Origin of the sequence: uncultured Hyphomicrobium sp. (assembly GCF_902826555.1) — a bacterium.
GTDB lineage: Bacteria > Pseudomonadota > Alphaproteobacteria > Rhizobiales > Hyphomicrobiaceae > Hyphomicrobium_C.
This window is the reverse complement of sequence record NZ_CADEFI010000039.1, coordinates 1-15,038: the sequence shown is the minus strand read 5'-3', so window position 1 is coordinate 15,038 and position 15,038 is coordinate 1. Positions and strand designations below refer to the sequence as shown.

Sequence of the window (15,038 nt, the reverse complement as noted above, 5' to 3'; positions counted from 1 at the left end):
AACGCCCTTTCAACGCCTCTTCTCATCAACGATCTCAAGGCGGTGACCGGCGGATCCATCGGCGTCGCTCTTTACCCCGCCGACGGGGATGACGCGGCCCGCCTGGTCTCGAATGCCGATCTCGCCATGTACCGCGCCAAGGAAGACGTCAATCGCACGGTGTGCTTCTACGAACAGCGGATGGACGAGGCTGCGCGCGAGCGCAGTGCAATTGCCGCGGACCTGCGCCATGCGATCGAGAACGGCGAGTTGGAGCTTCACTATCAGGTCCAGAACGCCATTCCGACCGGCGATATCACGGGCTACGAGGTTCTCCTGCGCTGGCGTCATCCCACGCGCGGGACGATCTCGCCCATGCAGTTCATACCCATCGCGGAGGACACGGGCGTCATCGTCGAGATCGGCGAGTGGGTTCTGCGGACGGCTTGCCGCGAAGCATCGAGTTGGTCGGAGCCTCACAAGATCGCGGTCAACGTATCTGCCGTGCAGCTGCGTCATGGCGACCTGGCCGAGATCGTGCACAACATCCTGGTCGAAACCGGCTTCTCGTCCTCGCGCCTCGAGATCGAAATCACGGAATCGTCGATCATCGAGGACAAGGTGCGGACGCTGCATCTTCTGCGCCGCATCCGCGCGCTGGGCGTCACGGTCGCAATCGACGACTTCGGCATCGGCTACTCGTCGCTGGAGACGCTTCGCTCCTTTCCCTTCGACAAAATCAAGCTGGACCGCTCGTTCACGCAGGGGCTCGAAAGCGACGCCCAGGCCAAGGCGATCATGCGTGCCGTTCTCGCGCTCGGAAAGAGCCTCGCGATCCGGATCCTGGCCGAGGGTGTCGAGACCGGCGAGCAGTTGCTCATCTTGCGCACGGAGGGTTGCGACGAAGCGCAAGGGTATTATCTCGGAAGGCCGGAGCGGAAGCCTGCGCGCTCACTTGTTGCGATGAGTGTCGGCGACATAGAGCTGCCGCCTCCTGCTCTCGCGGCGGCTGTCTAAGCCCGCGCGGCTACAAGCCCGCAAACGTCATGCGCAGCATGGCGTTGGTTTCCTCGATGGTCGCGAGTGCGGGCACGGCATCGTCCGTGGCAGCGGCGATGTCCGGTTCGCTCATGAGGTCCGTGCAAAGATCGGCGAGGGCTGCCACTTTATCCCAGCTAATCGGGTAGTTTTCCCCGTACGTGGCGTGCAGCATGGTGGCGGAGATCAAGATGGCGTTGCCGGTCGGTCTCCAGGTCGCGCGATCGGTGAGGCTCTGTGCAGGATCGCGGGGATCGAAACACAGATATGCGGTCGTCCGGTTTTCAATCATGGCTACGCGAATACTCGATCTCTGACGACCGAGACATAGCCATGGGATGCTGACAACCGGCTGACGTGAGGGCAGCAAAGACAGACGGAAAATCCGTAGGTAGAGGGGCCGCGCAGAAACGGCCGCACTCGAGAGAATGCGGCCGTCCATTGTTCCGGAGGTGCTGGCTGTGCCGATCAGGCGGCGTCGGCCATCCGCTGCAAGGTGTGCGGATCGAGAATCCGCAGGCCGGTCGCGGTCTCTTTTACAGCGCCCTGCTTCTTGAGCTCGAGGAGTGCAGCACCGAGCTTGTCGATGCTGATGTCCAGTTTCTCGGCCACAAAGCCCGCCGTGATGTCATCCGAGATGAGGGCGGGATCGCGCCCTTCCGGGTTATTCATGCCGGAGAGTGCGAGCAGGAAGTTGGCGACGCGCGCGGCGGCCGGCACCTGGTTCATGGCCAGGGCCTTGTCGCGTAGATAGTCGAACTCCCGCTCCACGGCTGACGCGAGGCGAAAGGACAGGCGATCGTCGCTTTCGAGGGCGGCGGTAAAGCTCTCCTCGGATACGAGGCTGAGCACCGTGTCCACCATCGCCTGAGCGGTGCTGACGTTGTGGTCGAGGTGGCCCAAGCCGATGATGTCGCCGGGGAACGCGAACTCGATGACGTCGTGGCGGCCGTCGGCCCAGAGCATGTAGTGGCAGATCGCTCCGCGCTCGACACGATAGAGGGTGCGCCGGTCACCCGCCTGGAACAGGATCTCGCCGGTATCGATGGCCTCGAGCACCTGGCCGGTCTCACGCAGGGACGGAAATGACTTTCCGGCTTCCTGGCTCGGGCGCTCATAATTTTCTGGCTGGCACACAATTGCCATAACGCATTACTCCAAAACCTGCGCCTGATTTAGGTTTTCGCCTTGCCTTAATCAAGTCGTATTTTGCTTCCGCACCAATGGGTAACGGGGTGTCGCTCACAATAAAACTTGCGCCAAGCCCGTCTGTTCCCTGGGAAACTTTCGCGCCCGGCCGTGCGACGATTTTGATCAGTATGGGGATGAGATACGCCCGCGCGAGGCGTCTGAAAAGGTGGATTTTAGTATCAAATCGATCGTTTACGAGCCCAGGCTGCCTAAATCCGGCGCTTGATGACGCGGCTTTCCGTGACGACGGCCTGCATGGGAATGTCGTGCGACCGCGGACTGAATTGCTTGGTTTCCAGGATGTCGAAACCGATGCCGATGGCTGCGGGCGGCGGATTACCGGCCGCAAGCGTGCGGTCGAAGTAGCCTCCGCCGTAGCCGAGCCGCCAGCACTCCTGGAAGCCGACGAGAGGTGCGATGACGATGTCGGGCGCTGCCAGCGATCGTTCGGCAGGGATGGGGATGTTCCAGATGCCTCGCGTCATGGGCGCGCTCGGCTGCCAAAGCCAGTATTCCAACGGGGATCTGGGCTGCGTGACGACCGGCATGGCCAGCGTGATGTTCCGGCGCGCGATGAGGGTGGCGGCCCAGTCGAGGAGGTTGATCTCGCGCTTGATGGGCCAGTAGATCCCGAGCACCCGAACGGGGTGGCGGGCGATCAGCCGATCCAGATTGCCGATCACGCGAAGTGCCAGTTCGCGACGGGCCGACGAGGGCAGGCCGGTTCTCGCAGTCAGCAGGCGGGCGCGCTCGTCGCGGCGCCAAGCTTTCCAATCGGCTGGCGCTTGTTCGTTCATGGGCCGGCTGGCTGGGACGAGAACTTCACGGGTGCAGCAAACGGTCCCTCGCCGCGATGAATGCTGACGCCGAGGTGCAGGGATTCGGCGATGCGCTCGGCCCGGTCGATGAACAGCTCGGCGGCCTGCGGCGGGCATACGGCTTTTGCGGTGGCACGGAACAGCGCGAGCCACTGTTCGAAGTGGGTGCGCGAGATTTCAGAGATGGCGATGTGCGCAGGCATCGGCCGGCCCTTGTAGCGGCCGGTCATGAGCACCACCGATGACCAGAACGCGCACAGCTTGTCCAGGTGCTCAGGCCAGTTGTGCACGCGGGGCTCGAAAACCGGACCGAGCAACGGATCGCGCCGGACCTCGGTATAAAAGCGGTGGACCAGCTCCCGGATCATGGGTTCCGTGATGCCTGCCACGAGGCCTGGGGCTTTCGGATGTGGCGCGTGCTGCATGAAGCACCTAATGCTTGCGCTATAAGATGTATCTATAATACATCTTATGTTGCGGCGGCGGTCAATGGGCAACGCGCGCGGCATTTCGACGGAGGCATTTTCATGCGCTTGACGCAGCTTTCCGACTATTCGCTCCGGGTGCTCATGTATCTCGGCACGAAGCCCGATCGCCTCTCCACGATCCAGGAGATTGCCGCGGCTTATGGGATTTCCGAGAACCACCTGATGAAGGTGGTGCATCGGCTGGCGCAGCACGGGTTCGTGGAAACGGTGCGCGGTCGCGGCGGCGGGCTGCGCCTCAAGGGGCGGGCAGACGAGATCCGCCTAGGTGCGGTCGTGCGAGCGGTGGAGGAGGATTTCAATATCGTCGAGTGTTTCGACGACGGAAACACCTGCCGCATCACGGAGGTTTGCCGGCTCAAGCGCATTCTCAACCAGGCGCTTGGAGCGTTTCTGATGTCGCTCGATGGGTGGTCTCTGGCCGATCTCGTGCAGAAGCCCAAGGCACTGGCCGACGCGTTCGCGATCGACGGCCGACGGGACGACTAGATCGAAGAGGTTCACGCAAACTTTTCGGGAAATGTTGGCATGGCGATTTCGACGCGTTTGACCGAGCGATTGCGGATCCGGCACCCGATCATTTCGGCGCCGATGGCCTTTGCAGCGGGAGGGCGCTTGGCTTCTGCCGTCAGCGCGGCAGGTGGGCTCGGCCTTATTGGGGGCGGCTACGGCGACAGGGAGTGGCTCGAGCAGCAGCTGGCGCTGGTCGAGCCTTCCTCATTCGGGTGCGGGTTCATCACGTGGTCGCTCGCGCAGCGTCCGGAGCTTTTGGATCTCGTGCTGACGCATCGGCCGAGAGCCATTCTTCTCTCCTTCGGCAATCCGGCGCCGTTCGTCGATGCCATCAAGGACGCGGGCGCGTTCCTGATCTGTCAGGTGCAAACGCGACGCGACGCAGAGCATGCCGTCGACTGCGGGGCGGATGTGATCGTGGCGCAGGGCGCGGAGGCCGGCGGACATGGCGAAGCGCGTGCAACCTTTACGCTGGTGCCGGAGGTTGCGGATCTGATCGATAAGCGCGCGCCGGACACGCTTCTTTGCGCGGCGGGGGGAATCGCGGATGGGCGCGGCCTCGCGGCGGCTCTGATGCTGGGGGCGGACGGGGTTCTGGTCGGCTCGCGGCTCTGGGCGACGCAGGACGCCAACGTCAGCCCGCGCATGCATGCGGCTGCAATTCAGGCGTCGGGTGATGATACAATCCGGTCGCAGGTCATGGACCTTGCGCGCAAGCTCGACTGGCCGACGCGCTACACGGCGCGTGTGCTGCGAAACGCCTATATTGCGCGCTGGCACGGCCGTGAGGCGGAGCTCATGAACGTCGCCGACGAAGAGGCTGCGAAGTATCGCAAGGCGTGGGCGGATGGGGATCCGGACGGCAGCAACACCTTCGTCGGAGAGGCAACGGGATTGATCTTCGACATACCACTCGCGAGCGACGTGATTGCTCGCATGGTCGAAGATGCCGAGAGACGGCTCAAACGGCAGGTTGGAAGATGACGTTTATTTTTTCTGTTTCGACAGGGTGAAAGAATTATTACGCGTTGGTTTGTCGAATTTATTTTGAGCACATTGATTGCAAACGCGGCAAGCGAACAATGTTTAAATTCAGTACTATGCACTTTTTAAGTCACTGACCTGTAGCATCGCTCTTTTCGGGGGGTAATCCTTTTCCACAGCGATGGCTTTTGGGCAGTACAATGCGTGTGGTCAACCACATACGATATAGGAAAAGGCTTGAGCGATTGGCCGACGCCAACGGTGTCGACCTCGGCGCCGTTCTTGTCGTCGTTCTCGCGGCTTTGGCCGCGCTCCATCTCGCCTTTCTTGCGGTGCGCGGCTTCCAGATCACCGACGTTCTCGCCGCGCTGACAGCGCTTTTTTCCGTCGTCGTGGCGGAGGGCGCTCTCGCGGCGGCACGATATCAAAAGCGCGTCAGTGAGCGGTCGCATGGCGAGGCCGATTCCTATCGGCGCATGCTCAACGATTATTTTCTCGTTTCCAAGGTGGATACCCAGGGCCGTTTTTGCGAAGCGAATGAGAATTTGCTGCGCCGCACCGGATACTCGATCGAGGAGCTGGCCCGAAAACCGATGGGCGGTCTCAGCGCCGGCGTTTACAGCGACGAATACCTCGCGACGATGTGGGGAACGGTGCAGTCCGGTCAAACCTGGTCGGGTGAATTCTGCGACCGTGCCAAAGATGGCTCGTACATCTGGGTCAAGGCCATCGTCATCCCGTGGAAGAATGCGCGCGGCGAACTCGAAAGCCTGACGACGATCGGTGTCGACGTGACGGAGCAGCGGAGCGCCGAGATCGAGCTGAAGAAGGCGCACGCCGGGCTCGAGGCCTTCATCAAGCACGCGCCGGCGGCGGTCGCCATGTTCGATACGCAGATGCGCTATCTGGCGCATACGGATCGCTGGCTGCAAGACTACCATCTCACGCAGACGTCGCTCGTGGGTCTTGGGCACTACGACGTGTTCCCGGAAATCCCGCAGCATTGGCGGGAGAAACATCTCCGCATTCTCAACGGGGCAACCGAGTGCTGCGACGAAGAGCGTTTCCAGCGGGCAGACGGCACGGAAAACATCATCCGCTGGGAGGTGCGTCCCTGGTACATGCCGGACGAGAGCATCGGCGGCATGGTCATGTTGACCGAGGAGATCTCCGGGCGGAAGAAGCTGCAGGATCAGCTGTGGAGCCTGGCGAAGCTCGATAGCCTTACCGGGCTGCCCAATCGTCTGCTGTTCAACGAGACGCTGCGTGATGCGATCGTGGCGGCTTCCGAAAGCGGCAGCAATCTCGGCGTCGCGTTGATGGACCTCGATCACTTCAAGGAGATCAACGATACGCTGGGCCACGATGCGGGCGACGAAGTGCTGAAAATCGTCGCGCAGCGTATCCAGAACACGCTCGGCGGGGCCGGAACGATCTCGCGCCTCGGCGGTGACGAGTTCGCGGTTCTGATCCTCGGCCATGGCGGCGATGAGGACATTTACGGGGCGCTCGCGTCCGTCAAAGAAGCGCTCGAGGAGCCGATGAACCTCGCGGGGACGCTGCGGTCCTGCTCGGCGAGCATCGGGGTCACGATCTTTCCACGCGACGCTACGGACCCCAGCGATCTGCTCAAGAATGCAGACCTGGCGCTTTATCGGGCGAAGAGTTTCGGCCGCGGGCGCACGGACATCTTCTCCCCGGATTTGCGGTCTTCGATCGATCGGAGGGTCGAATTGCAGGCGGCGGCGCTCGAGGGTCTTCGACGCGACGAGTTCATGCTGTATTTCCAGCCCATCGTTCCGTCGGATTCCGGTGCCCCGGTCTCGTTCGAGGCACTTCTGCGCTGGCAGCATCCGGTTGACGGTCTTCTGTCGCCGGGGCGCTTCGACGAGATCCTCGAGGAATCGAGCGTCGCGGTGGCCATCGGCGATCGGGTGATGGAGCTTGCCATCGCGCAGGCGGCCGCCTGGGAGGCCGAGGGATTGGAATTCGGGCGCGTGGCGATCAACGTGACCGGAGCGGACTTTGCCGTCGGCTCGCTTGCGGACCGGCTCAAAGCAAAGCTCAATCAGTACAACCTTGTGCCGAGCAAGATCTGCATCGAAGTGACGGAGCGCGTGTTCCTCGGCAGCGGATCGGTGAATGTGGGTGACGCGCTGCTCGAGCTCGACGCGCTGGGTGTCGAGATTGCCCTCGACGATTTCGGGACGGGCTACGCCTCACTCTCCCATATCAAAAAGTACCCGATCGGACGGCTCAAGATCGACCGCTCGTTCGTCATGGACATGCAAGACAACACAGACAACCTATCCATCGTCCAGGCCATTGTGCAGCTTGGCCGCAGCCTCGGGCTCTGCATCACGGCCGAGGGCGTGGAAAGCGAGGCGCAGCTCGCGTTGCTGCAGAGCATGGGCTGCGGCAGTCTGCAGGGTTACTATCTCTCCAAGCCGCGGCCGGCCGCGGAGGTGCGCCGGTTCCTGAGAACGAAGCGTCGCGGCGGCGCGTCGCGGGTCGCCTAAGGCCGGGCGTTTCGTCCGGTCCTCTCCCCGCTCCTTTCACCGTGTTTTCTGCGATTGATCCATTGTGTTGATCCCGGTCGGCGTGGCACCTTTGGGTTGTGCTTCGATGGTCAGGGAAGGACAGCAACATGCTTGGGGATTGCACGCCGGTCCGGGCAACTGCTTCGGCTGGGCTTTGCGTCGTGTTGGGCGGGCTTGTCTCGATGCTCGCGGGTTGCGGTGAAGCGGTCGTCCCTGCCCCCGAAATCCGACCCGTGCGAACTGTCGTCGTGGAGCCGCGGCCGATCGAAGACGACCGCAAGGCCGTGGGGGAGATCCGGCCCCGGCAGGAAAGCGACATCGGGTTCCAGGTCGGCGGCAAGATCATCTCGCGGGCCGTGGATGTCGGCAACTCCGTGAAAGCGGGCGATCTCCTGGCGCGTCTCGACGAGCAGGATTTCCAAAACAAGCTCCGCTCGGCCCAATCCGACGTGGTCTCGGCGCAGGCGGTTCTGACTGAAGCGCAAGCTACCGAGACGCGTCAAAGCGATCTGCTCGCCAAGGGCGTGACGCCGGTGGCGAACTACGACGCGGCGGTCAAGAACCGGCGCTCCGCGGAGGCGCAGCTCGAGGCTAGCAAGGCCGCGCTCGATCTTGCTCAGGATCAGCTCGCCTACACGCAACTCAAGGCCGATTTCGACGGCATCGTGACGGCCGTGTCGGCAGAGCCGGGGCAGGTGGTGGGCGCGGGACAGACAGTGTTGAAACTCGCCAAGCCCGATCAGGTGGATGCGGTGTTCAATATCGCCGAGTCGGCGTTCCGGGATCGTCAGGCGGGAGAAAGGCCGGCGGTCATCGTCAGCCTTCTCAGCAGCCCCAGCATCGTCGCCGACGGAATCGTGCGCGAGGTATCGCCCATCGCCGATCCGACGACGCGGACCTATCAGGTCAAGGTGTCCCTCGAGAAGCCGCCGGTGGCGATGCGGTTCGGGGCGAGCGTGGCGGGCCGTCTCAAGGCGATGACGGCGCCGGTGATCGTGCTCCCGGGCAGTGCGCTTTTCGATCAGGGCGGCAAGGCTGCGGTCTGGCTCTTCGATGCGGCCTCGTCGACCGTGAAACTCACACCCGTCGAAGTGGCACGGTACGAAACCGACAAGGTCGTGGTCAGCTCGGGGTTGTCCAAGGGCGATGTGGTCGTCACGGCAGGGGTCAACCGCCTGCGTGACGGTCAGCATGTGCGGCTGGTGGAGGGCGCCGGCTCATGAGCACGACCACGCCTGAGGGCTTCAATCTTTCCGACTGGGCGCTCCGTCACAAGAGCTTGGTCGTGTATTTCATGCTGATCTCGGCGCTGGCCGGAATCTACGCCTATCAGAAACTCGGCCGCGAGGAGGATCCTCCGTTCACGATCAAGACGATGGTCGTGAAGACATTGTGGCCGGGGGCGACGACGATCGAAACGCTGAAGCAGGTCACGGACCGCGTCGAGAAGAAGCTCGAGGAGCTGCCGTACCTCGATTACGTCAGGAGCTACACGAAGCCCGGCGACTCGCTCGTCTACGTCAATCTGTTGGACAGCACGCCGGCACATCTCGTGCCGGATCTCTGGTATCAGGTCCGCAAGAAGGTCAGCGACATCCGCGCCCAGCTTCCTCAAGGTATCCAGGGGCCGTTCTTCAACGACGAGTTCGGCGATACCTACAGCGTCATCTACGCCTTCACGTCCGACGGCTTCGGGCCACGAGAGATGCGAGATCAGCTCGAGATCGTGCGCGCGGAGCTGCTCCGCGTTCGTGACGTCGCCAAGGTGGATTTCATCGGAACTCAGGACGAGAAAATCTATCTCGAGTTCTCGACGCAGCAGATGGCCGCCCTCGGTATCGACGCGTCGACGCTGATGAGCAGTCTCGAGGCGCAAAACGCCATCGTGCCGAGCGGCACCTTGGAGTCCGGAAACGAGCGCATCTCGGTCCGCGTTTCGGGCAGCTTCGATTCCGAGGAGAGCCTGAAGTCGATCAACTTCCAGTCCGGCAACCGGTTCTACCGCCTCAGCGATATCGCCACGGTCAGGCGCGGCTATGCGGACCCGCCGCAACCCATGTTCCGCTTCAACGGCGAACCCGCCATCGGGCTTGCCATCTCCATGACGGCGGGTGGCGACGTGCTGGCGCTCGGCGATGCGCTCGATCATGCGATGGCGGAAGTCACCGGCGATCTCCCGATCGGAATCGATCCGCATCGGGTCTCCAACCAGCCGCACGTGGTGGAGGAGCAGGTCGGGGAGTTCACGAAGACGCTGTGGGAAGCCATCGCCATCGTGCTCGGCGTGAGCTTCCTGGCGCTGGGGTGGCGGCCGGGTGTGGTGGTTGCGGTGGCGATTCCGCTGGTGCTGGCCGTGACGTTCGCCGCCATGATGTATTTCGATATCTCGCTGCAGCGGATCTCGCTCGGCGCGCTCATCATCGCGCTCGGTCTGCTCGTGGACGACGCCATGATCGCCGTGGAGATGATGATCTCAAAACTCGAGGAGGGGGCGGACAAGATCTCGGCCGCCACCTATGCCTACACGTCCACGGCCTTCCCGATGCTGACCGGGACGCTGGTGACGATCGCGGGCTTCGTGCCGGTGGGCTTCGCCCAGAGCGGCGCCGGTGAGTATTGCTTCACGCTGTTCGCGGTGGTCGGCATCGCGCTCATCGTGTCGTGGGTCGTTGCCGTGCTGTTCACGCCGCTAACAGGCGTCTTCATTCTGCCGGACAAGATCGAGGGTCACCACGGGCACGGCGGGCCGTCGCGCTTCTCGCGTATTCTCGATGCGGCGCTCAGGGTCAAGTATCTGGTGCTTGCGGGAACGGCCGCCCTCTTCGTTCTGTCGCTGTTCGGACTGCGTTTCGTTCAACAGCAGTTCTTTCCGGCGTCCGACCGGGCGGAGCTTCTCATCAATGTCACGCTGCCGCAGACGGCGTCGATCCACGCCACCGAGGAAACCGCCAAACGCATCGAAGCGGTGCTCAAGGCCGATCCGGATGTCGACTACTGGTCATTCTACGTGGGACAAGGCGCTGTTCGCTTCTATCTGCCGCTCGATGCGCAGCTCGCGAACGCATTCTTTGCGCAGGCCGTTGTCGTCACGAAGGGGTTCGACGTACGGAGCGGCGTGCAGGCGCGCCTCGACAAGGCGTTCGCCAGCGGATTCGAAGACGCGATGATCCGTGTCAGCCCGCTGGAGCTTGGGCCGCCGGTCGGCTGGCCGCTGAAGTTCCGGGTGAGCGGGGACGATGCAGCGAAGGTGCGGGACGCGGCGCTGGCGTTCGCGGGGGCGATCGGTGCCAATCCCAACGTGCAGAACATCAACTTCGACTGGAGCGAGATGTCGAAGGCCATCAAGGTCGAGATCGACCAGGATCGGGCTCGTACGGTGGGCCTCACATCTCAGCAGATCGCAAGCAACATAAACTCCGTGCTTTCCGGCACGACCATCACGCAGGTGCGCGATGCGACCTATCTCGTCGATGTGGTTGCCCGCGCGGTGGAGGGCGAGCGGGCGAACCTCGATACTTTGAGAAGCCTCAGGCTTGCGACGCAGTCCGGCGCGAGCGTGCCGCTGGCTCAGGTGGCTTCGCTTTCCTACGCGCTCGAACCGCCGTTGATCTGGCGCCGCCAGCGTCAGCCGACGGTCACCGTGCAGGCGGATGTGCCGCCGGGCATCCAGGCGATGACGGTCGTGCGTCAGCTCAAGACGACGATTGCCGATTTCGATGCCAAGCTGCCGCCGGGCTATGCGGTGGCGATCGGCGGCACGACGGAGGATAGCGCTAAAGCGCAGGCCAGCATCTTCGCGGTTTTTCCGCTGATGATGTTCCTCATGGTCACGGTGCTCATGATCCAGCTCAGGAGCTTCCAGAAGCTCGTCATGGTTCTGCTGACGGCGCCGCTCGCGGTGATCGGCGTCGTGGGAGCGCTGCTGCTGTTCCGCATCCCGATGGGGTTCGTCGCCATTCTCGGCATCATTTCCCTTGCAGGCATGGTGATCCGCAACTCGGTGATCCTGATCGAGCAGATCGACCAGCACATCGCCGCGGGAGAGACGCCATGGGAGGCTGTCATCAGCGCGACGCAGCACCGTCTGCGGCCGATCTTGCTGACGGCGGCGGCGGCGATCCTGGGCATGATCCCGATCGCTCCGACGGTCTTCTGGGGGCCGATGGCGTTCGCGGTCATCGGCGGGCTCATGGTGGCGACGCTCCTGACGCTGGTGTTTCTGCCGGCGCTCTATGTGGCGTGGTTCCGGATTTCTCCGCCCGACGCGGCCGCTGCTTCTATTCGGGAGCCCGTTCCACCGGCTGCGGCGGCTCCCGTCGCCGCGACGTGACCTGGCCGCGATGGCGCGTGAGGGGCGTGGCCTAGCGGCAGACGAGCACGGGGATGGTGCTGTGGGTCAGCACCTTGATAGCTTGGCTCCCGAGCAGGAAGCGCATCAGTCCGCGCCGTCCGTGGGAGGCCATGACGATGAGATCGCATCCGTTCTTCTCGGCGCTGTCGATGATGCCTTCGGCGGGAAACTGATCGCGCACGTGCCGCGTTGTGCACTCTACGCTGGCGTCCCTGGATGCCTTTTCGACGGATGACAGGATTTGTGCGGCGTTGGCGGCGACGCTCTCGTCGTACTCCTTTATCGGGAAAGCCATGGCGACCTCGCCCGGCGCGACCGCGACCCAGGGCTCCGTCACGTTGACGACGGTGACCTTGGCGCCGAGCCCCTTGGCAATCTCGAGGCCCTGAGTCACGGCTTTGCGAGCCAACTCCGAGCCGTCGGTGGCGATCAGGATATGCTTGAACATGTCACCTGCCTCCTTACGTTCCACGCAGCCGATTTGAGTTCGGGCCAAACGGCCCCTGGGTTTCAGCTTAATCGATATTCGCCTTGCCGGGTTCGGCCAAAGCGAGGACAAAGGGTCATTCTCGGAGGAAGAGATCGTGGTGCTGTTCTCTTGCCGCGGTGGCTTGCGCGTGGCGTTGATCCTGGTCAAGACCATTGCGATGGGCGCGGCTCTCGCCGGGGCAAGTAGGGCTGCGATGGCGGCCGAAACGGATATCGCGCCGGCCACTTTGCGCGATGCGAAACCGGGAACGATCTTCCGCGTGTGGCCGCTCGGCGGCGGTGCCCTCAACGGAAACAAAGGCTATCGCGTTCTTTACCGATCGACAGATTACAACGACGCGCCGGTCGCGGTTACCGGGGCGATCATCTTTCCGGCAACCCCCGCTACGAAGCCTCGTGACGTCGTCGCCTGGGCGCATCCTACGACGGGCGTGGTGTCTAGGTGCGCGCCGACGCTGATCCCCGATCTCGCCGGCACGATCATGGGCATCGATGGGCTGACGGACGCGGGCTATGTGGTGGTCGCCACGGACTACGTCGGGCTCGGCACCAAAGATCATCATCCCTATCTGGTCGGAGCGAGCGCGGCGCGCTCGGTGCTCGATTCCGTGCGGGCCGCGCAGCAGCTCAAGGACGTGGGTGCGGGGCACCGTTTTGCCGTCTGGGGGCATTCGCAAGGCGGGCATGCCGCCTTGTTCACGGGCATCGATGCGGCGCGCTATGCTCCGGAGCTCAAGCTGGTCGGGGTTGCGGCCGCGGCACCTGCCACCAATCTCATCGCGTTGTTCAAAGCCGACCGGGACACCTCGAGCGGCCGTTCGCTGACGGCGATGACGGTTCTCTCCTGGTCGCGCGTGTTCGGTGTTCCGATGCAGGAGATCGTCAAGGAGCCTTCCATCCGGCATTTCGAAGCGCTGGCCAGCGATTGTATCGAGACAATCCGCGATTTCGGCAAAGAATCCCATGACGAGAAAGCCCTCGAGCGCTCGTTCCTCAAGGTCGATCCGGTGTCTTTCGGGCCGGTGACGAAGATCATGGAGCAGAACACGCCGGGGGCGCTGCCAGCGGGAACGCCGGTCTTCATCGCACAAGGAACAGCCGACGATCTCGTGCGGCCCGCCATCACGAAGGCCTATGTTTCGATGCTTTGCCGCGGCGGCGCGCGCGTGAAGGTGCGCATGATGCAGGGCGTCGGACATATGTGGGCCGGCCGCGACAGCGCGGACGCGGCGGTGCAATGGCTGGGTGAGCGCTTTCGAGGATCCGCGGCGCCCAGCGATTGCTCGGCGTTTCCGTGATCGTTCAAGATTTGCGTTCGCGCTCGATGAGCTGGCGCTTGCGCTCGATGCCCCAGCGATATCCCGAAAGGCCGCCGCTCTTGCTCACCACGCGATGACAGGGGACGGCGACGGCAACGGGATTGGATGCGCAGGCGGATGCGACGGCGCGCACTGCGGATGGGCTGCCTATGCGCTCGGCCAGCTCGGCATAGGTGATCGTCGTTCCGGCGGGAATCCGGCGCAACGCGTGCCAGACGCGATGCTGGAACGCGGTCCCCTGCATGTCGAGCGGAAGGTTGAACCCCGTGCGCGGGGCCTCGATCAGGGCCACAACCTTGGCAACGATGTCGCCGAAATCCTTCTGTGCGGCGGAAAGCGTCGCTTTGGGGAACCGCTGCCTGAGATCGTCGAGAAGCTCATCGCGAGTTTCGCCGAGCGTGATGGCGGCGATGCCTCTCTCTGTCGTTGCGACGAGGACGGCGCCGAGCGTGCACTTGGCGAACGCGAAGCGGATTGCTGCGTTGGCGCCGCCGGCCCTGTATTCGGACGGTGTCATGCCGAGGGTGTCGTCGAGATCCGCGTAAAACCGGCCGGCGGAATTAAAGCCGGTGGCGTGGATGGCTTCGGTCACGGTGCTGCTCCTCTGCAGGGTGTCGCGGACGCGCTTGCGGCGGTTTGCCGACGCATAGGCCTTGGGCGTGACGCCCGTGACCCGCTTGAAGATGCGGTGGAAGTGATACGGGCTCAGGCTCATCGACCGGGCGAGGAACTCGAGGGAGGGGAGTTCGTCCGCCGTCTCGATCAGCCGGCAGGCTGCCGCGACCTTGGCGGCGTAGACGTCCTCGAGCGGCGCTTCGTTCGGCCGGCAGCGCTTGCACGGGCGAAAGCCGGCCGTCGCCGCATCTTCAACGGTGGCGTGGAAACGAACGTTTTCTCGCCGTGCCGGACGGGATGCACACGAGGGGCGGCAATAGACGCCGGTCGTGGCCACTGAGTAGTAAAAGCGGCCATCGTAGGTCTTGTCCCGGTCGAGAACCGCCCGCCAAAGGCGCTTTTCGCTGCCCGGAAGGCGCTCGATGCGGGGGCTCGTCGGGTTGGCTTTCATGGGCGAAAGATAGAGTTGGTGTACGGTGTGTGCACTCCGATCCTTGCTTTCAAATCGAATTTTTGGGGAGCAACGGTTGCTCTCGGCGTCCGGGTCGGGTAGATCAACGCAGCGCGGGGGTCGGTCGCTTCGCCTGCGCTGGGGTTCGTCAGCCTATCGTGCTGAAATCAAAGCGATATTCTTAGGTTCGCTGCCGTAGCTCAGTGGTAGAGCACTCCCTTGGTAAGGGAGAGGTCGCAAGTTCAATCCTCGCCGGCAGCACCAT

At 63.3% G+C, this 15,038-nt stretch carries 13 protein-coding genes and 1 tRNA gene; 8 read left to right on the top strand and 6 right to left on the bottom strand.

Annotated elements, in window-relative coordinates; all coding sequences use genetic code 11:
* Window positions 1–996, top strand: a 996-nt coding sequence (locus QZV93_RS14340; protein WP_295559313.1) for a GGDEF domain-containing phosphodiesterase, incomplete at its 5' end; no start/stop codon positions are given.
* 10 nt (window positions 997–1,006) lie between these two features.
* Here QZV93_RS14340 and QZV93_RS14335 read toward each other — a convergent pair.
* From QZV93_RS14335 to QZV93_RS14320, 4 genes are all read right to left on the bottom strand, one after another.
* Window positions 1,007–1,309: a hypothetical protein gene (locus QZV93_RS14335; RefSeq protein ID WP_295559312.1), complete on the bottom strand. Its 303-nt coding sequence runs from the start codon at window positions 1,307–1,309 to the stop codon at window positions 1,007–1,009.
* A 176-nt stretch (window positions 1,310–1,485) separates the two neighbouring features.
* Window positions 1,486–2,163 (bottom strand): Crp/Fnr family transcriptional regulator, encoded by a 678-nt coding sequence (locus QZV93_RS14330; protein ID WP_295559311.1) that lies wholly within the window; start codon window positions 2,161–2,163, stop codon window positions 1,486–1,488.
* Between the two features lie 254 nt (window positions 2,164–2,417).
* Complete coding sequence (locus QZV93_RS14325; RefSeq protein WP_295559310.1) at window positions 2,418–3,005, bottom strand: 5-formyltetrahydrofolate cyclo-ligase; 588 nt, start codon at window positions 3,003–3,005, stop codon at window positions 2,418–2,420.
* Window positions 3,002–3,394: a group III truncated hemoglobin gene (locus tag QZV93_RS14320; protein WP_295559309.1), complete on the bottom strand. Its 393-nt coding sequence runs from the start codon at window positions 3,392–3,394 to the stop codon at window positions 3,002–3,004. Before QZV93_RS14320 ends, QZV93_RS14325 begins: the two co-directional genes overlap by 4 nt.
* Window positions 3,395–3,553: 159 nt before the next feature.
* On the opposite strand from QZV93_RS14320, the gene QZV93_RS14315 reads away from it, so the two are divergent.
* The 5 genes from QZV93_RS14315 to QZV93_RS14295 all read left to right on the top strand — a co-directional run bounded on the left by QZV93_RS14315 (window position 3,554) and on the right by QZV93_RS14295 (window position 11,878).
* Window positions 3,554–4,000: an Rrf2 family transcriptional regulator gene (locus QZV93_RS14315; protein ID WP_295559308.1), complete on the top strand. Its 447-nt coding sequence runs from the start codon at window positions 3,554–3,556 to the stop codon at window positions 3,998–4,000.
* A gap of 39 nt (window positions 4,001–4,039) precedes the next feature.
* Window positions 4,040–5,008: a nitronate monooxygenase gene (locus QZV93_RS14310; protein ID WP_295559307.1), complete on the top strand. Its 969-nt coding sequence runs from the start codon at window positions 4,040–4,042 to the stop codon at window positions 5,006–5,008.
* Between the two features lie 245 nt (window positions 5,009–5,253).
* Window positions 5,254–7,527 carry a bifunctional diguanylate cyclase/phosphodiesterase gene (locus tag QZV93_RS14305; RefSeq protein ID WP_295559306.1) on the top strand — a complete coding sequence of 758 codons (2,274 nt, stop codon included), beginning with the start codon at window positions 5,254–5,256 and terminating at the stop codon, window positions 7,525–7,527.
* 254 nt (window positions 7,528–7,781) lie between these two features.
* Window positions 7,782–8,771, top strand: a complete 990-nt coding sequence (locus tag QZV93_RS14300) for an efflux RND transporter periplasmic adaptor subunit (RefSeq protein ID WP_295559305.1) — start codon at window positions 7,782–7,784, stop codon at window positions 8,769–8,771.
* Window positions 8,768–11,878: an efflux RND transporter permease subunit gene (locus tag QZV93_RS14295; protein WP_295559304.1), complete on the top strand. Its 3,111-nt coding sequence runs from the start codon at window positions 8,768–8,770 to the stop codon at window positions 11,876–11,878. Before QZV93_RS14300 ends, QZV93_RS14295 begins: the two co-directional genes overlap by 4 nt.
* A gap of 31 nt (window positions 11,879–11,909) precedes the next feature.
* On the opposite strand, the gene QZV93_RS14290 is transcribed toward QZV93_RS14295, so the two are convergent.
* Window positions 11,910–12,347, bottom strand: coding sequence for a universal stress protein (locus QZV93_RS14290; RefSeq protein ID WP_295559303.1), 438 nt, complete (start codon window positions 12,345–12,347; stop codon window positions 11,910–11,912).
* Between the two features lie 136 nt (window positions 12,348–12,483).
* Here QZV93_RS14290 and QZV93_RS14285 point away from each other — a divergent pair, with 136 nt between their 5' ends.
* The gene (locus QZV93_RS14285) at window positions 12,484–13,686 is read left to right on the top strand and encodes an alpha/beta fold hydrolase (RefSeq protein WP_295559302.1); all 1,203 of its coding nucleotides are present in this window, start codon (window positions 12,484–12,486) and stop codon (window positions 13,684–13,686) included.
* Window positions 13,687–13,690: 4 nt separating this feature from the next.
* Here QZV93_RS14285 and ada read toward each other — a convergent pair whose 3' ends face one another.
* The gene (gene ada, locus QZV93_RS14280; protein WP_295559301.1) at window positions 13,691–14,773 is read right to left on the bottom strand and encodes a bifunctional DNA-binding transcriptional regulator/O6-methylguanine-DNA methyltransferase Ada; all 1,083 of its coding nucleotides are present in this window, start codon (window positions 14,771–14,773) and stop codon (window positions 13,691–13,693) included.
* A gap of 189 nt (window positions 14,774–14,962) precedes the next feature.
* On the opposite strand from ada, the gene QZV93_RS14275 reads away from it, so the two are divergent.
* A tRNA-Thr gene (locus QZV93_RS14275) sits at window positions 14,963–15,037 on the top strand.
* The last annotated feature ends 1 nt before the right edge of the window (window position 15,038 follow it).